Consider the following 19,392-nt stretch of genomic DNA (forward strand, 5'->3'; position numbering starts at 1 on the left):
CCCGATAGGATGCACCCCGATGCTGCTCACCCCCCACGCCTTCGGTCCCGACGCCCCCCGGCAGGGCCGCGACGCCGCTCGGCTCGCCGCAGCGCTCGCGAGCGGCGGCGACGCGCGCATCCGCCCCGACGCCGGCGGCCGCAACATCTATCATGCCAGCGTCCTGCCCTCCGACGCGCTGGCTTACGGGTCCTCGACGATCAGCAGCATCTCGCAGCACGCCTTCGATACGCTCGCCCGGCGCTGGCGCCACCGGCTCGATCGTCCGGTCGCGGCCAATGATTACGCGGAGGGCTTGGCGATGCTGCGCGCCCGGCTCGCCGACTATTTCGGGCTGGCGGACGCGCCCGACACCGACATCGTCTTCGCGGCATCGGGCACCGACCTCGAATATGCCGGGCTTGCCGCCGCGTGGGACGGCCGCGCGATCACCACCATCCTGCTCGGGCGCGACGAGGTCGGCAGCGGCTGCATCCACAGCGCTGCGGGGCGCTTCTTCGCCGCCGAAACCGCGACCGGCGCGCGCGTCGTCGCGCAGGCGGCGATCGATCCGGCCTTTGCCGGAACCGAGCTGGTCGATGTCGCGGTCCGCGATCCGGCGGGACGGCCGCGCGCCTCGGCCGCCGTCGCCGCCGAACTGTCGCTGCACATCGAACGCGCCGCCGCCCATGGCCGCAAGGCGGTGGTCCATGTCGTTCACGGGTCGAAGACCGGATTGACGCTGCCGGCGCTGGGCGACGTCGAAAGCCTCGTCGCGGCGCATGGCGCGGCGATGACCGTCGTCGTTGACGCCTGTCAGCTCCGCATCGCGGCCGCCGTCGTGCGCCGCTATCTGGCGCTCGGCTGCGTCGTGCTGATGACCGGCTCCAAATTCGCCGGCGGCCCGCCCTTCGCGGGCTTCGCGCTCGTCCCGGCCGCGCTGCGCGATCGCGCGCAGCCGTTGCCGGCCGGGTTCCGCCGCGTCGCGACGCGCGCCGAATGGCCCGCCGCGTGGCCCGGCGCCGACACGCTGCCGGCATCGGGCAACTTCGGGCTGTTGCTGCGGCTGGAAGCCGCGCTGATCGAAATGGAGCGGTTCGCCGCGGTGCCACCCGAACGCGTCACCGCGATCGCCGAACGCTTTGGCCACCATGTCGCGCAGCTTGTCCGGCGCCTCGAACTGGCCGACGTTCCCGGCACGGGCGCGGCCTGCCTCGCCACCCGGACGCTGCACACGCTCGACCTGTCGCGGCGCTGGCCGCAATGCGATTTCGATGCCGCCCGGGCGATCCACGTCGCCATCGCGCGCCAGTCGCGGCGCTGGCTGGGGCAGGAAATCCGCGTCGGCCAGCCGGTGCGAACGCATATGATGCCCGACGGCCGCGCCGCCGGCACGCTGCGCCTGTCGCTGTCGATGCCGCTGATCGCCGAACTCGCCGTGCTGCCGCCCGCGGCGATCGACGCGCGGCTCGATTCCGACATGACGCTCGTCGGTGCGGCGATCTCGGCGGCGGCGTCGACCACCCCCGCTTTGCGTCTGCCGGTGCCGCTCGGCTGAGCGCAAAAGCGGTCGCGGGGCACGACAAAAGCCGGTCGATTCTTCGTCGTGCCGTCGCGGCCGCACGCTTCATCGTGAAAATCCGGGGCTTTGGGCAGCGCTTTTCCAGGCACGCTCGTTTCCCTCTCACTATGACAAAGACGCTCCCCCTCTCTCGCCCCGCCACGAGCGCGATTGCCGCGTTCCTGGCTCTCTCCACCGCCGTGGCTTTTGCCCAGGAAGCGCCGACGCAACCGACGCAGGCGCCGGCGCCCGACGCACCGACGATCACCATGACGCCCCCGGTCGCGACCCCGCCGACCGTCGCGCAGCCGAACACCACGGCGCCGATCGCCGTGCCGCAGACCGCGCAGCCGACCACCCCGCGGCCGGTGATCCAGGTTCCGCTCGACCTGCCCCCTGCCCCGGCTGAAGCCGCACCGGCAACCGCCGAACGCGCCGCGCCGCAGCGCACCGCGCGCACCGCGCGCACCGCAGCCCGCCCGGCCGAACGCGCCGCCCCGACGCGGAGCGCTCCGGCGCCGGTCGCCGCTGCGCCTGCCGCCGCCGAGCCCGCCGAAGTCGCGCCCGTCGCGAGCGAAATCGCTCCGGTCGCCGCCCCGGTGACCGCAGCCGCAACCCCGGTCGCCGACCCGGCGCCGCGTGCCGCCGACACGGCAACGGCTGACAACAGCTTCCCTTGGGAACTTGCCGGCGGCGCCGCCGCGTTGCTGCTGGCCGGCGGGGTGGGCCTCGCCTTCGCACGCCGCCGTCGTTCGGACCATGCCGTCGCCGACGAAGGCATGAGCCTCGAGCAGATGGCCGCTGCCGAAGCGGTGCCTTACAGCCCGCCGCGCGAAGATGTGGCGCCGATGCCGCAGCCTGCGATGCGCAGCACGCCGAGCTTTGCCGCCGCGCCGAGCGGCAGCATGGGCCGCCACGAAGCGATGGCGTTGGCCGGGCCGACCCCGGACAACCCGTTCGCGACGCTCAAGAAGCGCCTCCAGCGCGCGCGCTTCCTCGATCGCCAGGAGCGGGTCGCCTATGACGCCACGCTCGCGGAGCAGAAGGATATGAGCCGCAAGCCGGTCAGCGCCTGGGAAATTGCCCAGCGTCCGGCCCCGGTCGTGCAGCAGCAGGACGTGCGTCGTCCCGAACCGGCCCGCGCCCGCACCACCTTCCGCCCCGGCTTTTCGAACAACTAGTCGCGGACGGAGGATTTACATAGCCAGCGGTGGTCCCCTCACCGCACAAAAAAGGGCGGTGCCTCGCGGCACCGCCCTTTCTTTTTGTCGAAAACCGGCCGGACGAACCAACCGGTTTCCTCAGCCGATTACTTCAGCTCGACGGTGCCGCCGGCAGCCAGGATCTTGGCCTTCAGCTCTTCGGCTTCCGCCTTGTTCACGCCTTCCTTGATCGCCTTGGGTGCGCCTTCGACGAGCGCCTTGGCTTCGCCAAGACCCAGGCCGGTGATCGCACGGACTTCCTTGATGACGTTGATCTTGTTGCCGCCGTCACCCGTCAGGATGACGTCGAATTCGGTCTGCTCTTCAGCAGCCGGGCCGGCAGCGGCAGCGGCCGGAGCGGCAGCAACAGCAGCGGCAGCCGAAACGCCCCACTTTTCTTCGAGCATCTTCGACAGGTCAGCCGCTTCGAGGACGGTCAGCGCCGAAAGGTCTTCAACGATCTTTGCGAGATCAGCCATGTTCATTCTCCATCAGAACCGGGATATCCCGGCAGTAAGTTTCAGTTCAGTTCGAAATCACGCTGCTTCTTTGGCGGCATATGCGCCAAAAACCCGCGCCAGCTGGCCAGCCGGGGCTGCGGCAATCTGCGCAACCTTGGTGGCCGGAGCCTGCACCAGACCAATGATCTTGGCGCGCAGCTCGTCGAGCGAGGGAAGCGAAGCCAGCGCTTTGACGCCATCCACGTCGAGCACCACGTCGCCCATGCCGCCACCAACGATTTCAAGCTTGTCGTTGGTCTTGGCAAATTCCACCACGATCTTGGCCGCCGCGACCGGATCGGTCGAGGTGGCAAGCGCGGTGGGGCCGGTCAGCAGTTCGCCGATCCCGCCATAGGACGTGCCGTCGAGCGCGATTTTGGCAAGACGGTTCTTCGTGACGCGAAAGTCGGCTCCTGCATCGCGCATCTGCTGGCGCAGCACCGTCGACTGAGCGACGGTCATGCCCAGGTTGCGGACGACCACAACCGAGGCAGCTGATGCCAGCGTAGCGTTCAGCGAGGATACGGCTTCGGCCTTTTCCGTACGATCCATGCCTATACTCCACTCTGTGCCCGGAAACCCCGCGCGCCGAAACGCGTGGCGCCGCCGGGCGGCTAACACACGCAAACACGGACGCGAGCCAAGGCTCACCCGTCTTTGCGCAACGATGTCCGAAGGGGTCGGTCAAGACGCGTCGCCTGAACGCGCAGGCGGGCGACCGAAAAAGACTGTTCCCCGTCTCGGCTGGAAATTAAGCAGGGCAAATCCCCTGCACCAACTGTCTCGGACGGAATTGCCGCGAGCGAACCCGCGGCAACACGGGGGCGCTGATAGCGGCTGCGGGCGCGAAGTCAAGGCTTTGGCCCGATGTCGGCCAAGGCGACGCGCAAAGCCTCTTGCAAAGTCACACTTACGATATATCTTAGACACATCACGAATCATTCGAAGGACAAGCGATATGCGCAACGATAGACAATTTGCCGGCCATTGCAGCCAACGCCACGCCATGCACCGCGGCGGGCGCGGCTTTGGTCGCGGCCGCGGCTTCGGCGGCCGCCACGGCCACGACGACGAAGGCCGCAGCGCGCGGCGGCGAATGTTCGACAGCGGCGAGCTGCGACTGGTGCTGCTGAAGCTGATCGCCGATGAACCGCGCCACGGATACGACCTGATCCGCAGCATCGAGGAACTCACCGGCGGCGCCTACGCGCCCAGCCCCGGGGTCATCTATCCGACGCTGACACTGCTCGACGACATGGGGCAGATCGAGGCGCAGCAAAGTGAGGGCGCCAAGAAGTTGTTCGCGATCACCGACGCCGGGCGTACCGAGCTGGAAGCCAACGCCGACGTTGTCGCGGCGGCGATGGCGCGGCTGGCCGCGGTCGGCGAAGAAACGCAGCGCACCGACTCAGCGTCGGTCCGCCGCGCGATGGGCAATTTGCGCCAGGTCTTGATGGACCGGCTCGGCGACCGCGACCTCGACAAGGCGGCGCTGCACGACATCGTCGCGCTGATCGACGAGGCGGCGCAAAAGATCGAGCGGCTGTGATGACCGTCAGCGCCACCGCGGCAGTGCCGACCGCACACGCGAGCAAATATCTGCAACAGCTGTGCAAGCATTGGCAGCATAATCTGGCGGTGGACTTCACTGCCGACCACGGCACTGTCGTCTTTCCGAAGGACGCGCGCGGCGCCGACTGGCCGGGCGACGCGCTGGCGACCTTCGATGCCGGCCCGGACGCGCTGTCGGTCCGTATCGACGCCAGTGTCGGCGAGCAGCTCGAGGGCCTGAAGGGCGCCGTCGCGCGCCATCTCGACCGCTTCGCCTTTCGCGAAGCCCCCTTGCCGTTCGACTGGCAAAGCATATCTGGGTGACGGAACACCGCGCGGCCCCCCCGCGTTAGCCGTGCAAGACACCCTAGAAGAAAGGATTATCCGTGACCGAGACCCAAGGCCTGCTTTGCCCGACGTGCCGCGTGAATTTGACGATGTCGGAACGTCAGGGGATCGAGATCGACTATTGCCCGCAGTGCCGGGGCGTGTGGCTCGACCGCGGCGAACTCGACAAGATCATCGAGCGCAGCGAAGCACCTGCCGCCGCCGCCCCGCCGCCGCGCCAGCAAGCCGCTCCCCCGCCCCCGCCGCCGCAATATCGCGAGCAAGGCTATCGCGACCACGACGACCGCTATTACGGCAAGCCGTACAAAAAGAAGCACAAGAGCTTCTTGAGCGAATTGTTCGACTGATCAGCCGACGATCGCGCGCCGTCGGGCATAAAGGAAATAGACCGCCAGCCCGGCCACGTTCCACACCAGGAACCACAGCTGCGTCTGCGCTGGCAGGCTGAAGAACAGGTAGATGCAGCCGAGCACCGCGATGCCGCCGACCACCCACGGCAGCGGGGTGCGGAAGGTGCGCGGCGCGTCGGGGGCGCGGCGGCGCATGATCAGCATGCAGATCGACACCGCCGTGAAGGCCGCGAGCGTCCCGGCGTTCGCCAGCGCCGCCAGCTCGCCGAGCGGGATGAACCCCGCGAGCACTGCGACGACAAGCGCGGTGAAGATGGTGATGCGCACCGGCGAGCCGCGCGACGACAGGGTGGCGAGCCCCTTCGGCAGCAGCCCGTCGCGCGCCATGGTGAAGAAGATGCGGCTCTGGCCATAGAAAAAGGCGAGGATGACGGTCGGCAGTGCGATGATCGCCGACACGGCAAGATATTGCGCCGCGAGCGGGCTGCCGAGTTCGCGCAGGATCAGCGCCAGCGGTTCGGGACTGTTGGCGAAACGGGTGTAGGCGATCGCGCCGACCGCGGCGACCGCGACCGCGATATAGATGGCGACGCAGGCGAGCATCGAGCCGACGATGCCGATTTTGAGGTCACGGTCGGGATTTTTGGTCTCCTCCGCCGCGGTGGCGATCGCATCGAAGCCGTAAAAGGCGAAGAAGATGATCGCCGCCGCCGCCATCACTCCGCGCTCGACCCCGTCGGGGCCCATATGCTTGGCAAAGCCATAGGGACTGAACGGTTCGAGATTACCCGCATCGAAGGCCGGGAGCGCGACCGCGACGAACACGCCAAGCGCGACGATCTTGACGAGCACGAGGATCGCGTTGACCGTCGCGCTCTCGCGCGTGCCGACCAAGAGCAGCCCTGCGACCACTGCGATGATCGCGATTGCCGGCAGGTTGACGACACCGCCGAGTTCCGGCCCCTGCATCAGCGCCATCGGGACGCCCGCCCACGCCTGGAGCAACGGCGCGGCATAGCCTGACCAGCCGACCGCAACCGCGCTGACAACGAGCGAATATTCGAGGATCAGGCTCCAACCCACGACCCATGCGATAATCTCGCCGATCACGACATAGCTATAGGTATAGGCGCTTCCAGACGCGGGAATCATGGTCGCCATCTCGGCGTACGCCAGCGCGGCGCACGCGCAGATCAGCCCCGCGATGGCGAACGACAGGATAACCGCCGGCCCCGCCTTGTCGGCACCGACACCGATCAGCGTCAAAATGCCGGTGCCAACGATCGCGCCGATACCCAGGGCGATCAGGTGCGGCCAGCCAAGCGTGCGCGCGAGCTGATGTTCGTGCGGCTGATCCGGGACGATCGCCTTGCGGCGCAGCAGGCTGTCGGTCATGCGGCGGGCTCCCCTTGTTACTTTATTGCTTGGGTTGCTTTTGGCGCTGGCGTCCCGCGAAGGCAAGCGCCGCCTTTCAGTGTCGCGCGATCATCGATGCGCGCAGCGCCAGCGCCGCCGCGAGCAGGATGGCGAGGCCATAGGCGAACGCCGGCGACCAGAGCAGGATGCCGGCGCCGACGATCGCGCCGCCGACCAGCCCCGCCCACAGCCCGAGGTGGTGCAGCCAGCGCCGGTCGCCTTCGCCGCGCAGCGCGTTCGCGATTTTCTGTCCCATCTGCACCAGCGTCCCGGTCATGTAAGTCACCCCGACGACCGCGCCATCCTGTCCCTCGATCGCTGCGTTGACGGTCCCCATCGCAAAGGCGAGACAGGCGATCGCGGGCCACTCCGCATCGCCAAGGCGCAGCGCCGCCGCGACCGCGAGCAGCAGCGCGACCAGTCCCAGCACCGCGGCGGCCCGCACCCCCCGGAACCGCGCCGCGACAAGCGAGCCGACCACAACGCCGGCGACGAAGATCGCGATGATGCCGCCGGCGATCAGCGCCGCGTGCTGCCATTCAGCAGCGCCGACCGCAAGGCGCGTCGAATTACCGGTCATGAACGACACGAAAAAACCGCCCGATTCGACGAAACCGATCGCGTCGACGAAACCCGCAAGCGTCGCCACCCCGACAGCAAGTCCCTGATAAGAGCGATCGAAGCGGATCATCTTGGAGTCAAAGCAATGCTTCGATCGCCTCGGCTAGCTTGGCGTCACGCTCCGACAGACCATCGGCATCGTGGGTGGTCAGCAGGATGTCGACGCGATTGTAGACGTTCGACCATTCGGGATGATGGTCCATCTTTTCGGCGAGGATCGCGACGCTGGCCATGAAGCCGAACGCCTGCGCGAAATCGTCGAATGTGAACCGGCGCGTGATCGCGTCGCGCATGGGTTCATGCGTCCATTCGGGAAAACGGGCAAGCAGCGCGGCACGCGCCGCATCGTCGAGTTTATGGACCATTGCTTCTTCTCCCGCTGGTAATGCCCGCACGCCCGCCATAAGGAAGGGCGCGATGAGCGACAAGCCCGCCCTTTCACCCGTGCCAACCGGCTGGACCGGCACCGCGCCCGATGCCGACGCGCTGTTCGCGATGGCCGAGGCGGCGTTCGAGACGATGCCGGCGGTGTTCAAACCGCATCTGAAGGGCGTGGTGATCGCGATCGAGGAGTTCGCCGACGACGAAGTGCTCAAGTCGCTCGACATCGAGCATCCCTACGACCTCACCGGGCTGTACGAAGGCCGCCCACTGACCGAGCGCAGCATCGACGCGAGCGGCGGCATGCCCGACCGGGTGACGCTGTACCGCGTTCCGATCCTGGTCGAATGGATCGAGACCGGCGAGAAACTCGACCGGCTGGTGCGCCATGTGCTGATCCACGAGATCGGCCATCATTTCGGCTTTTCCGACGACGATATGCACGCGCTGGAAGACATGGCGTGAGTGAGCTTTTACGGCTCGACCGGGTGGCGTGCATTCGCGGCGACCGGTTGCTGTTCGAAAATCTGTCGCTGACGCTGGCGCCCGGCGAAGCGCTGTGGCTGCGCGGGCCGAACGGTGCGGGCAAGTCGAGCCTGATCCGGCTCGCGGCGGGACTGCTGCGCGCCGCGGCGGGGACGGTCGAGCGCCGCGGGCGCTGTGCGCTGATCGACGAAGCATTGGCGCTTGATGCTGAACTGCCGCTGCGCCGCGCGCTCGATTTCTGGGCGCGGGTCGATACCGTCGATGGTCACGCGTTGGATCGGGCGATGGACGCGATGGCGCTGGCATCGCTGGGCGACGTGCCGGTCGCGATGCTGTCGACCGGCCAGCGCAAACGCGCCGCGATGGCGCGAGTGATCGCCAGCGCCGCGCCGATCTGGCTGCTCGACGAGCCCGCGAACGGCATGGACGATGCGGCGCTGGCGCGGCTGGTCGCGGCAATCGCCACGCACTGTGGCAATGGCGGCGCGGTGATGCTGGCATCGCATTTTGCGCTGGGGCTGGATGATGTCGCCGAACTCGACATGGGCGGGCTGACGCTCGCAATGACGAGGGAGGCGGTGGCATGACCACCCTTCTCGCCCTCTTCTGGCGCGACCTGCGTCGCGCGTGGGGCAGCGGGGCGTTGTGGCTGCCGGTGCTGTTCTTCCTGCTCGTGGCGACCGCCTTTCCCTTTGCGGTGGGACCCGACGCGCCATTGCTCCAGCGCGCGGGCGGCGGGATGGTGTGGGTCGCGGCGTTGCTCGCGGCGTTGCTACCGATCGACCGGCTGGTGCGGCCCGACCGCGATGTCGGGGTGCTCGACCAGCTCGCGGTGCGCGGTATCGCCGACGAGGTAATCGCGGCCGTGAAGATCGTCGCACACGCCATTGCATTCGGGCTGCCGCTGATGATCGCCTTGTTCCCGGCGGCGGCGTTGCTGGCGCAGGACGCGGCGCGGACCCAGGTGCTGGCGACGGGGCTTGCGATTGCGATCCCGGCGCTGGCGTCGCTGGCGGTCCTCAGCGCGGCGCTGACCGCGGGACTGAAAGGCGGGAGCGCGATCGGCGGGCTCCTGGTGCTGCCGCTCGCGGTGCCGCTGCTGATCTTCGGTGCGGGGATGCTCGACCCGTCGGGGCGCGGCGCGATGAAATTGCTCGGCGCGACGAGTTTGCTGCTGACGATGATCGGGCCGTTTGCAGCGGGGGCAGCGCTGCGGGGGCTCAGGGAATGACGGCGAATGACCATTTACGAACATAAAAGCCCTGGACCCCGGCGAAAGCCGGGGTCCAGGGCGTAAACACGCAAGGCCAGCTTTCCAACGCTCTGGGCCCCGGCGTTCGCCGGGGTACAGAAATGAGCGAACGGCCGCTCCCCACCCCAAAGCCGACGCCGCGTTCAAATAAGCCTTTCCTACATCGTCCTGCTGTGCAAGCCTCCATCCGGCTCTTTCATTTGTTGAACAAAAAGCGGTCGCAGCACGGCTTGTGGGTGCAGCCAGCACGCCGCGATACCCCAATCAGGGCTTCATAAGGCTGAACTTTCCTGAACTTTGGAATTGTTACGCGGTCCCTGCGCCGATAGGATTCCGGATCAAACTGGGAACGAAGAAAAGCGATGGGAGTTCACCACCTCCAAACCCGTCCATAAGAAAAGGGCCGGAGTTTCCCCCGGCCCTTCGCTAGATCATGTGGTGCAGATCAGGCGCCGGTGACGTCGGCCGTATCGACCTTCACGCCCGGGCCCATCGACGACGACAGCGCGATCTTGCGGACATATTTGCCCTTCGCGCCGGCCGGCTTGGCCTTGACGATCGCGTCGACGAAGGCGTCGAAGTTCTGGCGGAGCTTTTCCTCGCCGAACGACAGCTTGCCGATGCCGGCGTGGATGATCCCGGCCTTTTCGACGCGGAATTCGATCTGGCCGCCCTTGGCGGCCTTCACGGCTTCGGCGACGTTCGGGGTCACGGTGCCCAGCTTCGGGTTCGGCATCAGGCCCTTCGGACCCAGCGTCTTACCCAGGCGGCCGACGATGCCCATCATGTCCGGCGTCGCGATGACGCGGCCATAGTCGAGGTTGCCCGCGAGCATGTCTTCCATCAGGTCTTCGGCCCCGACCTTGTCGGCGCCGGCGGCCAGCGCCTTGTCGGCATTGTCACCGCGCGCGAACACGGCGACCTTGACGTCCTTGCCGGTACCGGCGGGGAGCGTCACGACGCCGCGGACCATCTGGTCGGCGTGGCGCGGATCGACGCCGAGGTTCAGCGCGACTTCGAGGGTTTCGTCGAACTTGGTCGAAGCCAGCTCACGTACCGTCTTGATCGCGTCGTCGACGGCGTGCAACTTCAACGCGTCAACCTTGCCCTCGAGGGCCTTCTGCTTCTTGGTCAGCTTTGCCATCGGATCAGCCCTCCGTCACTTCGAGGCCCATCGAGCGCGCGCTGCCCTCGATGATCTTCGTTGCCTGTTCCAGGTCGTTCGCGTTGAGATCCTTCATCTTGATCTCGGCGATTTCGGTCAGCTTCGAACGGGCGATCTTGCCACCGCTGATCTTGCCCGGCTCTTTCGAACCCGACTTCAGATTGGCGGCCTTCTTGATCAGATAGGTCGCCGGGGGCGTCTTGGTGACGAAGGTGAAGCTCTTGTCGGCGAACACGGTGATGATGGTCGGGGTCGGAGTGCCCTTGTCCATCCCGTCGGTCGCGGCGTTGAACGCCTTGCAGAATTCCATGATGTTGACACCGCGCTGGCCGAGTGCCGGCCCGAGCGGCGGCGAGGGGTTTGCGGTCCCCGCCGGAACTTGCAGCTTGATATAGCCGCTGATCTTCTTGGCCATGATGGCCTCCTTTCTTTCTGTCGGTCCGTCGCAAGCGGCGAACCTCAAAATTAGCGGTCGAACAGAAGGGCATCACCCCTTCCTCCCGCGCGGAATCGCATCCGTGTCTGACGCGAAGCGGCGCGGTTAGACGGAAATGCGCAGCAAAGCAAGGCTTTTGGCGGCGACTCGCTCTCCCGCCGGGAGAGGGATGCGAAGGCTTGGCAGCTTGCTGCCTAGGCGAAGCTGGGTGAGGGTCTCAGCCGAGGAATCATCCTCACCAAGGCATCCTAACCAGCAAGCTGGCAAGTCTACCTATCCTCTCCCGGAGGGAGAGGAAATCTGGGTCAGCTTTGCGGCGCCAGCCGCAGCAGCCCTTCCTGCATCACCGAGGCGATCAGCGTCCCGTCCTGCCGATAGATCGCGCCGCGATTGATCCCGCGGCTGCCGCCGGTCCAGTCGCTGTCCATCACATAGACGAACCATTCGTCGGCGCGGACCGGGCCGTGAAACCACATCGCATGGTCGAGGCTGGTCGAGAACAGCCCCGGGGTCATGAAGTTGAGCCCGTGCGGCAGCATCGCCGAGGAGAGGAGCCCCATATCGGACGCAAAGGCGAGAAAGGCGCGGTGGACGAGCGGGTCGTCGCCGATCGGCGCGGCGACGCGAAACCACTGGTAATGCTGCGTCGCCTTTGCCGAGGCGGGCGGACGGTAGTTGCGCAGTTCGAACGGCCGGCGGCGCGCCATATGCGCGAAGGCGTCTTCCGACACATTGGGATCGGCGGCGATCGTCTCGAGAAAATCGCGGCACTGTTCGGGCGGCAGCAGGTCGGGCATCGGCACCTGGTGCGCGAGTCCCTCGGTCGGCAGCTGGAACGAGGCGGTGAGGTTGAAGATCACCTTGCCGTCCTGGCGCACGACGACGCGGCGATTGGCGAAGCTGCGCCCGTCGAAGTCGCGATGGACACGGAAATGAAGCGGTTTCGTCTCGTCGCCGCCGCGCAGGAAATAGGCGTGGAGCGAATGGACCTGCTTGTCCAGCTCGACGGTGCGCGCCGCGGCGACCATCGCCTGCGCAATCACCTGCCCGCCGAAGATGCGCGATCGGGCGGTGGTGGCGAGCGCGGGAAAGGTGAATTCGTCGTCAGCCTCAGCGGGTTCGAGATCGAACAGCCGCGACACGGCGGCGACGACCTTGCCGGGGTCCATGCTGTCGTTGATCGCGCGGGCGCGTTCGATGCGGGCCTGAATCTCGGCAGGAGTCAGGCTCATATCGTCATCCGTTCCTTGAAGCAGTGAAGGCCAACGGCCGTCACTTCATGCGTTCGACCTGTTCGAAGTCGAGCTCGACCGGGGTGGCGCGACCGAAGATCGAGACGCTGACCTTGACGCGCGCCTTCTCGAAATCGAGTTCTTCGACCAGCCCGTTGAAGCTGGCGAAGGGACCGTCGAGCACCTTGACCTGGTCGCCGATTTCGTAATCGACGCGGATTTCCTGCTTCGGACGCGCCGCAGCCTCTTCCTTGCTGTTCAGGATGCGTGCGGCCTCGGCTTCGCTGATCGCCTGCGGCTTGCCCATCGAGCCCAGGAAGCCGGTGACCTTCGGAGTGTTCTTGACGAGGTGATAGACGTCGTCGGTCATCGTCAGCTTGGCGAGGACATAGCCGGGGAAGAATTTCCGCTCGGCCTGCACCTTCTTGCCGCGCTTGACCTCGGTGACGGTTTCGACCGGCACTTCGACCGCTTCGACGAAATCGGTGAGGCCCATACGCTCGGCCTCGGCAACGACCGAATCGCGCACCTTGTTTTCGAAGCCCGAATAGGCGTGAATGATGTACCAGCGCGCCATGTCTTTAACTGTCCTGTTCGTGAATTGATGTCGGCCCGGCTCGCAGCTTAGCGCGCGAGCTGCGTCAGCCAGTTGACGATTGCGTTGAAAACCGTGTCGACGCCGAGGAAGAACAGCGCCAGGATCGTCGTCAGGATCAGCACCATGATCGTGGTTTGAACGGTCTCGCGCCCCGTCGGCCAGACGATCTTGCCGGCTTCCGTCTTCACTTGGTTGACGAATTCGCCAATTCCGGGCTTTGCCATGTCGATCGTCCTGTCCTGCAACGGCTTCATATTCCGGCCAGATGGGTTGCCCGCCCGCGCACGTCAAGCGCGCTTTGGGCAATAGTCCGCCCACCCTCCCCGAGCGTGTCGGCGAAAGGCGGAAGGAAAACGGCGCATCTGTCCGAATGAGCGGCCTTTACTTGCGCCCCGCAGCGAATGCAAGTCAAAGGCTGGCGGCGGCGCGCCGGGTCAGGCGGTGCATCGCCAAGAGCAGGACGATCATCAGCATCCAGCTTACGGTCGGCTGGAGCACGAACAGCAGGTGCAGCGCGTCGGCCGACGCCGCGCCATTGCGCGGATCGAAGCCGACGACGTCGAGGAGGATGTAACTGACCGCGATCGCCGCCGCGACCCCGAACTTCTGCATCAGGTTGAGCAGCGCGAATAGAAAGGCGGCGCGGCTGCGCCCGCAACGCGCGCTGTCCTGCGGAATGAGGTCGGCCAGCATCGAATAGGTGAACAGCAGTCCGACGAAACCCGTCCCCAGCAGCAGCGAAAAGCCGACCGCCTGTCCCAGCCCCTGTGGCTGCTGCGCCAGCGTCAACAGCAACAGACTGGCAATCAGCAGCCCCATCGCGATCATCATCGGCGGCTTGCCGAAGCGGCGCGCGAGCCATGTCCACAGCGGCGAGGCGATGGCGCCGCCGACGAAGCTGGCGAACAGCAGCACCGCGCTCTGCGCGTCGAGGCCCAGCACCGCGGCGGCAAAAAAGATGAAGAGCGAGGTCAGCGACCCGAAGGCGAAGCTATTGAGAAACTGCACCCCGAACAGCAGCATCAGCGGAGGGAAGGACAGCGAGGCCCGGATTTCCCGGCGCCAGCCGATGCCCGCCTCGACCACCACGGCGCGCCGCGGGATGCGGCCGATCGCATAGAGCGCGATCGGCGCCATCACCACCATCACCCCGGCATAGGCAAGTATCCGGCCTTGCAGGCTGATCCCCGGCACCGCGAGCTGCGCCGCGGCGGGCGCGGCAAAGGCGATCAGCAGCGTGATCTTCGCCGCCCAGTCGCGCATTCCATAGAGCAGCGCGCTATCTGCCGGGGTGCGCACCAGCGCCGAGCCCCACGACAGCTGCGCAACCTCGTACAGGCTGTAGCTGGAGTAAAAGAGGATCATCGCGACGAATAGCGCGGCGAAGGGCAGCATGTCGCCGCCGGTCACGATGAGCATCAGCAGCCCGAGCAGCGGCGCCAGCGCCAGCAGCATCCAGCGGCGATGCGCGCCGAGCCCGGGGCGGACGCGATCGACCATCGTTCCGATCAGCGGATCGACCACCCCGTCCCAGATCGTCGTCAGGGAAAAAAGCAGCCCGACCAGTCCCACAGCGATTACCCCGCCCTCGGCGATATAGGGCGGCAGATAGACGCTGAACGGCAGCCCGAGCATCGCGGTCGGCGCCGCGGTCGCGGCATAGGCGGCGACGGTGCGCGGGGCGAGCGCCGGCGGCGCGGGCGGGTCGGCGGGCGGGGTCGCGGCGACGGTGGCCAAACGGGCGGCTCCTGCAGGGGAGGCGCACGGTCTCAATTGTTGACACCTGTGTCAATAGCTTGTGGGGGCTGGGTGGGTCGAACGATTGGTGAGATGCGAGGATAAAAGGTCGGCTTTGGGGTGGGAAGCGGCCGTTTGCTCATTTCTGTACCCCGGCGAAAGCCGGGGCCCAGAGCGTTGGAAAGCTGGCCTTGCGCGATTACGCCCTGGACCCCGGCTTTCGCCGGGGTGCACCGCATTTAGGTCCGCAACTGGTCGTCAAAGGCCATCCCCAATCCGTTCGTGTCGAGCGAAGTCGAGACACCCTTCGACCTCACACCACGCCGATGGGCATCTCGACTTCGCTCGATGCGAACGGGGTTAAGTAGGGCAGCTTCTGGTCGCTTCCAGACCTTCCGACATCCACTCCCTTCAGTTCACCATCCGCTCGCGGCCTTCCCAATAGGGTGCGCGCAGGTCCTTGCGCAGGATTTTGCCGCTGGCGTTGCGCGGCAGCGCGGCGATCACATCGACGCTGCGCGGGCATTTATACGGGGCGATGCGGTCGCGCGCCCAGGCGATGATATCCGCTTCGTCGACCGTCATGCCGGGGCGCGGCACGCACACCGCCTTGACGCTTTCGCCCCATTTGGCGTCGGGGATGCCGATCACGGCGACCTCGAGAATCTGCGGGTGGCCGAAAATCGCGCTCTCGACCTCGGCCGGATAGACATTCTCGCCGCCGGTGATGATCATGTCCTTCATCCGGTCGTGGATGAAGATATAGCCGTCGCCGTCCATATACCCCGCATCGCCGGTGTGGACCCAGCCGTCGGCGTCGAGGGTGCTGGCGGTCGCATCGGGCAGATTCCAGTAACCGAGCATGTTGTTCGACGAGCGGGTGATGATTTCCCCCACCGCGCCCGGCGCGACGTCGTTGCCGTCGGTATCGACGATCCGCACCTCGACCCCCTTCATTGGTCGCCCAGCCGAACGCATCCGCGCGTTGCCATTGGGGTCGTGATCCTCGGGCGGCAGCATGATGACGGTGCCGGTCGTCTCCGTCATCCCATAAGCCTGGATGAAATCGGCGCCGAAGGTCTGGATGCACGCGCGCAGCAGTTCGAGCGGGATCGGCGCGGCGCCGTAGAGAATATATTTGAGGCGGCTGAAATCGGTGCTGGCGCAGCGCGTGTTCTGAAGCAGCAGGTGAAGCGCGGCGGGAACCATGAAAAAACGCGTGATGCGCCCCTGCTGCACCAGGTCGAGCACGCGGTCGGTATCGAATTCGGCGAGCACGTGGCTGGCCACCCCGGCGGCGAGCGCCATCACGTTGAGCCCGGTGCCGCCGATGTGCGCGCACGGCATGGCGACGAGCACCCCCTCGCCCTCGTCCCAGCGCGTCCACGGCTCGCCGCCCTCAAGGTTCGGCAGGCGCAGCCCGAACAGGTTGCGGTTCGACAGGATCGCGCCCTTGGGCCGCCCGGTCGTGCCGCTGGTATAGAGCTGCAACACCGCGTCGTCAGGCCCCGACGGCGCAAAATCGCGCCGCGGCGCGGCGGCAATCCGGGAGCGGGCTTCGTCGGCGCCGATGACCTGCTCGACATGATCGAGCTGGCCGCGGATCGCGGCGACCGCATCGTCGAAGCCCGGGCCGGTGAACAGCAGCTTGGCGCGGGTGTCGTTGACGATATAGGCCCATTCGTCGCCCGCGAGCCGCCAGCCGATCGGCACCATCACCACGCCCATCCGCGCGGCGCCGAAAAACAGCAGCACGTAGAGGTCGCTGTTCTTGCCGATCCACGCGATGCGGTCGCCCTTTGCGAGGCCAAGGTCGGCGAGCATCGTCGCGACCCCGGCGGTCAGCGCGTCGAGCGCCGCGAAATCATACTCGCGGTCCTCCTCGGTCAGCGCGGTCCGGGTCGGCGCAGCTTCCGCCCAGTGGCGCAGAAACTGGTCGAAACTCATATGGGTGGGCAGCATGTCGGTCATTATCCTCTCCACGATGCCCGTCCGGCATTCTGGCGCACATCCTTATGGCAAGCCGGGGCCGATGCAATCCCCGTTGCGAAGCCGACTGCCAGCTTCATGCCGTTCGTCGAACGCCGCCGCGCCTTCGGCCAACACCCGTTGCATCGCCGGGCGCGCGCCATATTGCGCGACGGTGTCAATCTGCTACGGCCTGAATTATCGAGATAATACGGTCCGCATGGCGTTTTTCGGGAGTTTTCGCGTGTCAAAGTCCAGCCTTTCGATCCTGCTGCTCGCCGCCGCTCTGGCCGGGCCGGTCGCCGCGGCGCAGACCAACGGCGATCCCGAGATCGTCGTGACCGGCCGCTCGCTGAAGGACACCGGCGACGCGCTCGCCGCCTGCCTGGCGCGCAATTGCCCGCCCGATCAGGATGTCGCGGCCTCGCTCGCCCACGCGGAAAATCAGCTATTGCAGGGCGATTACAAGGATTCGCGCACGACGCTGCTGAAATCGATTGGCCGCAACCGCAAGCATGGCGACCGGTTTCCGGTCGAGGTGTCGGACCTGTTCCGCGCCAACAGCCGCGTCGCCGAACATGTCGGCGAGGCGAAGAATTTCCAGCTTTCGGTGCTCGACATGCGCAACACGCTGAAGGCAGGGCTCGGCGAAAAGGACCCGCGGGTCATGGTTGCGCAGATCGAGGTCGGCGACAGCCGCGCCAAACTGGGCTTCCCCGACGAAGCCGAGCGCATCTACCAGGACGTCGAAAAGGAAGCGATCGCGAACGGCCAGAACCGCGTCGCGATGTTCGCGCGCGTCCGCCAGGCGCTGCTCGTGCAGACCCGCGCCGAAGCATCGAACCTCGATAGCGACCACAAGGAAGCGCGGCAGTTGCTCGACGACATCATCGCCAATCCGCTGCCCGGCACCGAGGAATTTGCGATGGCAGCGCAGGTGATGCGCGCGCGCAACGACCGCAAAAAGGGCGACGCTAGCTCGACCGAGGCGATCCTGCGCGAATTCGCCGCGCGCGGCGGCACCAACCGCCCGGTGCTGCTGTTCAGCGAGCCGATCAGGCGCATCGATATGTCGGAAGATTTCGGCAATAACCAGCCCGCCGCGAACACGCTGTCGCGGCTGACGGCGCTGAACAATGTTGCCAAATGGGCCGACGTCGGTTTCTGGATCGGTGCCGACGGCCATGTCGACGACATCGAGATTTTGCGCGGCGAAGGCACGCGGCAGTGGCTGAAGCCTGTCACCGAGCAGATCAAGGGCCGCGTCTATGCGCCGCTGCGCCGCACCGACAACGACGCGACGCCGGGGTTCTACATGATCGAACGCTACACACTGACCGCGCGCTGGACCGACGATGCCACCGGCACCAACATGCGCCGGCGCGAGGCGACGCCGCGCATCGAACGGCTGGACATCACCCCCGAAAATTACGCACGCCCGGTCGTTGCTTCGGCTGAAAAGGGCTGAAGCGCTGGCGCCTGGGCGCGGCGACCGCTTAGCGCCGGAACAGCAGCATCAGGTTGTTCGCGGGCATCGCGCGGCGTTCGGCAAACGCCAGCCCTGCATCGGCCGCCGCCGCAATCACCTGCGCCGTGCCGCGCAGCCCCCACGCCGGATCGCGGTCGCGTAGGCTGACGTCGAAGGCGCGATTGCTCTCCGCGGTCGCGATCTCTGCTTCGAGATAGGGGCCGTAAAGGATCAGCGGCGCACCGGCCGTGAGCAGCCGCGCCGCGCCCGCGAATAACCCCATCGTCGCCTCCCACGGGCTGATATGGACCATGTTGATGCACAGGATCGCATCGGCGCCATCGACCGGCCAGTCGCTCGCCGCCGCGTCGAGCATCAGAGGCGGCGCGATATTGGCAAAGCCGGCTTCGACGCGCCATGCCGCGATCGAGGCCAGGCCGGCCGGATCGGGATCGCTCGGCTGCCACGTAATATGCGGAAAGGTCGCGGCGAAATGCACGGCATGCTCGCCCGATCCGCTCGCGACTTCCAGCACGGTGCCCGATGCGGGCAGCCAGTCGGCGAGCACTGCGGCGATCGCCTCGCGGTTGCGCAGCGTCGCCGGGGCGTGGCGGCGGGCGCCCCAACCGCCTTCCCCGCCGTCACCCGGCATCCACGGCTGCGGCGTCATGTCGCCTTGGCCAGCGCCCGCGCGCGGCGATCACGGACGACTAGCCACGCCAGCAGGCCGACCGGCCCGACCATCAGGGTCAGGAACAGGAAGGGCAATTGCACGATCCGGCTGTAGCCCTTGTTGTCGGCATCGCGCGCGATCCACAGGCCGGTGAACAGATCGAACGCCAGATAATGGACCCACCCCAATGTCGTGCCACCGGGCGATGCAAACAGCTGCATCACCCCCGCCAGCGTCGTGAAGCTGCCCCCGCCCTCGCCGCCGGCATCGATCGTCCCGGTCAGGAAACCGACCAGCATCACCGCATAGGCCGCGCAGAGCAGGAAGACCCCGAGATAGAGGATCAATGCCAGAACCTTCGGCCCGCGCGGCGCAAACGCGAGCGCCAGCCACCCGGCGAAGGCCCAATAATTGGCGGCCAAGAATATCGTATCCCAGCTCATGATCTTCCCTCTCCCCCGGTTCCGT

The 19,392-nt window shown here is 66.7% G+C and carries 23 protein-coding genes; 9 read left to right on the forward strand and 14 right to left on the reverse strand.

Annotated elements, in window-relative coordinates; all coding sequences use genetic code 11:
* Window positions 1-19 precede the first annotated feature (19 nt).
* Together HEQ22_RS10225 and HEQ22_RS10230 are read left to right on the forward strand one after the other, a co-directional pair.
* Window positions 20-1,537, forward strand: a complete 1,518-nt coding sequence (locus HEQ22_RS10225; RefSeq protein WP_432767796.1) for a hypothetical protein — start codon at window positions 20-22, stop codon at window positions 1,535-1,537.
* Between the two features lie 203 nt (window positions 1,538-1,740).
* On the forward strand, window positions 1,741-2,721 hold the full coding sequence (locus tag HEQ22_RS10230; RefSeq protein WP_432767797.1) for a hypothetical protein: 981 nt from the start codon (window positions 1,741-1,743) through the stop codon (window positions 2,719-2,721).
* 128 nt (window positions 2,722-2,849) lie between these two features.
* Here HEQ22_RS10230 and rplL read toward each other — a convergent pair whose 3' ends face one another.
* On the reverse strand, window positions 2,850-3,221 hold the full coding sequence (gene rplL / locus HEQ22_RS10235; RefSeq protein ID WP_310088984.1) for a 50S ribosomal protein L7/L12: 372 nt from the start codon (window positions 3,219-3,221) through the stop codon (window positions 2,850-2,852).
* A 57-nt stretch (window positions 3,222-3,278) separates the two neighbouring features.
* Window positions 3,279-3,794 (reverse strand): 50S ribosomal protein L10, encoded by a 516-nt coding sequence (gene rplJ / locus HEQ22_RS10240; RefSeq protein WP_432767798.1) that lies wholly within the window; start codon window positions 3,792-3,794, stop codon window positions 3,279-3,281.
* 406 nt (window positions 3,795-4,200) lie between these two features.
* Here rplJ and HEQ22_RS10245 point away from each other — a divergent pair, with 406 nt between their 5' ends.
* The 3 genes from HEQ22_RS10245 (at window position 4,201) to HEQ22_RS10255 (ending at window position 5,488) form a co-directional block, all read left to right on the forward strand.
* Window positions 4,201-4,791, forward strand: coding sequence for a PadR family transcriptional regulator (locus HEQ22_RS10245; RefSeq protein ID WP_432767799.1), 591 nt, complete (start codon window positions 4,201-4,203; stop codon window positions 4,789-4,791).
* Window positions 4,791-5,117, forward strand: coding sequence for a DUF2218 domain-containing protein (locus HEQ22_RS10250; protein ID WP_432767800.1), 327 nt, complete (start codon window positions 4,791-4,793; stop codon window positions 5,115-5,117). The genes HEQ22_RS10245 and HEQ22_RS10250 overlap by 1 nt, the downstream gene beginning before the upstream one ends.
* A gap of 113 nt (window positions 5,118-5,230) precedes the next feature.
* Window positions 5,231-5,488 (forward strand): zf-TFIIB domain-containing protein, encoded by a 258-nt coding sequence (locus HEQ22_RS10255; RefSeq protein ID WP_432770854.1) that lies wholly within the window; start codon window positions 5,231-5,233, stop codon window positions 5,486-5,488.
* On the opposite strand, the gene HEQ22_RS10260 is transcribed toward HEQ22_RS10255, so the two are convergent.
* From HEQ22_RS10260 to HEQ22_RS10270, 3 genes are all read right to left on the reverse strand, one after another.
* Window positions 5,489-6,886, reverse strand: a complete 1,398-nt coding sequence (locus HEQ22_RS10260) for an amino acid permease (protein WP_432767801.1) — start codon at window positions 6,884-6,886, stop codon at window positions 5,489-5,491.
* Between the two features lie 76 nt (window positions 6,887-6,962).
* A complete protein-coding gene (locus HEQ22_RS10265) occupies window positions 6,963-7,598 on the reverse strand; it encodes a YoaK family protein (RefSeq protein ID WP_432767802.1) in 636 nt (211 codons plus the stop codon).
* A gap of 7 nt (window positions 7,599-7,605) precedes the next feature.
* Window positions 7,606-7,893, reverse strand: coding sequence for a 4a-hydroxytetrahydrobiopterin dehydratase (locus HEQ22_RS10270; protein WP_432767803.1), 288 nt, complete (start codon window positions 7,891-7,893; stop codon window positions 7,606-7,608).
* 52 nt (window positions 7,894-7,945) lie between these two features.
* On the opposite strand from HEQ22_RS10270, the gene HEQ22_RS10275 reads away from it, so the two are divergent.
* From HEQ22_RS10275 to HEQ22_RS10285, 3 genes are read left to right on the forward strand one after another with little or no spacing between them, the layout of a single operon-like run.
* A complete protein-coding gene (locus HEQ22_RS10275; RefSeq protein ID WP_432767804.1) occupies window positions 7,946-8,374 on the forward strand; it encodes a metallopeptidase family protein in 429 nt (142 codons plus the stop codon).
* Window positions 8,371-8,982, forward strand: a complete 612-nt coding sequence (gene ccmA / locus HEQ22_RS10280) for a heme ABC exporter ATP-binding protein CcmA (RefSeq protein WP_432767805.1) — start codon at window positions 8,371-8,373, stop codon at window positions 8,980-8,982. The genes HEQ22_RS10275 and ccmA overlap by 4 nt, the downstream gene beginning before the upstream one ends.
* On the forward strand, window positions 8,979-9,626 hold the full coding sequence (locus tag HEQ22_RS10285) for a heme exporter protein CcmB (protein WP_432767806.1): 648 nt from the start codon (window positions 8,979-8,981) through the stop codon (window positions 9,624-9,626). The genes ccmA and HEQ22_RS10285 overlap by 4 nt, the downstream gene beginning before the upstream one ends.
* A gap of 466 nt (window positions 9,627-10,092) precedes the next feature.
* Here the strand turns inward: HEQ22_RS10285 and rplA are convergent, their stop codons facing one another.
* The 7 genes from rplA to HEQ22_RS10320 form a co-directional block, all read right to left on the reverse strand.
* Complete coding sequence (gene rplA, locus HEQ22_RS10290) at window positions 10,093-10,791, reverse strand: 50S ribosomal protein L1 (protein WP_432767807.1); 699 nt, start codon at window positions 10,789-10,791, stop codon at window positions 10,093-10,095.
* A gap of 4 nt (window positions 10,792-10,795) precedes the next feature.
* The gene (gene rplK, locus HEQ22_RS10295; RefSeq protein ID WP_432767808.1) at window positions 10,796-11,227 is read right to left on the reverse strand and encodes a 50S ribosomal protein L11; all 432 of its coding nucleotides are present in this window, start codon (window positions 11,225-11,227) and stop codon (window positions 10,796-10,798) included.
* Between the two features lie 326 nt (window positions 11,228-11,553).
* Window positions 11,554-12,480 carry an acyl-CoA thioesterase gene (locus tag HEQ22_RS10300; RefSeq protein WP_432767809.1) on the reverse strand — a complete coding sequence of 309 codons (927 nt, stop codon included), beginning with the start codon at window positions 12,478-12,480 and terminating at the stop codon, window positions 11,554-11,556.
* 40 nt (window positions 12,481-12,520) lie between these two features.
* On the reverse strand, window positions 12,521-13,057 hold the full coding sequence (gene nusG / locus HEQ22_RS10305) for a transcription termination/antitermination protein NusG (RefSeq protein ID WP_432767810.1): 537 nt from the start codon (window positions 13,055-13,057) through the stop codon (window positions 12,521-12,523).
* A gap of 47 nt (window positions 13,058-13,104) precedes the next feature.
* Window positions 13,105-13,302, reverse strand: a complete 198-nt coding sequence (gene secE / locus HEQ22_RS10310) for a preprotein translocase subunit SecE (protein WP_432767811.1) — start codon at window positions 13,300-13,302, stop codon at window positions 13,105-13,107.
* 184 nt (window positions 13,303-13,486) lie between these two features.
* On the reverse strand, window positions 13,487-14,815 hold the full coding sequence (locus tag HEQ22_RS10315) for an MFS transporter (RefSeq protein WP_432767812.1): 1,329 nt from the start codon (window positions 14,813-14,815) through the stop codon (window positions 13,487-13,489).
* 411 nt (window positions 14,816-15,226) lie between these two features.
* A complete protein-coding gene (locus HEQ22_RS10320) occupies window positions 15,227-16,786 on the reverse strand; it encodes a fatty acid--CoA ligase (RefSeq protein ID WP_432767813.1) in 1,560 nt (519 codons plus the stop codon).
* Between the two features lie 241 nt (window positions 16,787-17,027).
* Between HEQ22_RS10320 and HEQ22_RS10325 the strand changes: the two genes are divergently transcribed.
* The gene (locus tag HEQ22_RS10325) at window positions 17,028-18,251 is read left to right on the forward strand and encodes a hypothetical protein (RefSeq protein WP_432767814.1); all 1,224 of its coding nucleotides are present in this window, start codon (window positions 17,028-17,030) and stop codon (window positions 18,249-18,251) included.
* A 28-nt stretch (window positions 18,252-18,279) separates the two neighbouring features.
* Here HEQ22_RS10325 and HEQ22_RS10330 read toward each other — a convergent pair whose 3' ends face one another.
* Together HEQ22_RS10330 and HEQ22_RS10335 are read right to left on the reverse strand one after the other, a co-directional pair.
* A complete protein-coding gene (locus HEQ22_RS10330) occupies window positions 18,280-18,921 on the reverse strand; it encodes a DUF938 domain-containing protein (RefSeq protein WP_432767815.1) in 642 nt (213 codons plus the stop codon).
* Window positions 18,918-19,367: an ABA4-like family protein gene (locus tag HEQ22_RS10335; RefSeq protein ID WP_432767816.1), complete on the reverse strand. Its 450-nt coding sequence runs from the start codon at window positions 19,365-19,367 to the stop codon at window positions 18,918-18,920. The genes HEQ22_RS10330 and HEQ22_RS10335 overlap by 4 nt, the downstream gene beginning before the upstream one ends.
* Between the last annotated feature and the right edge of the window lie 25 nt (window positions 19,368-19,392).

Origin of the sequence: Sphingopyxis sp. (assembly GCF_050916055.1) — a bacterium.
GTDB lineage: Bacteria > Pseudomonadota > Alphaproteobacteria > Sphingomonadales > Sphingomonadaceae > Sphingopyxis.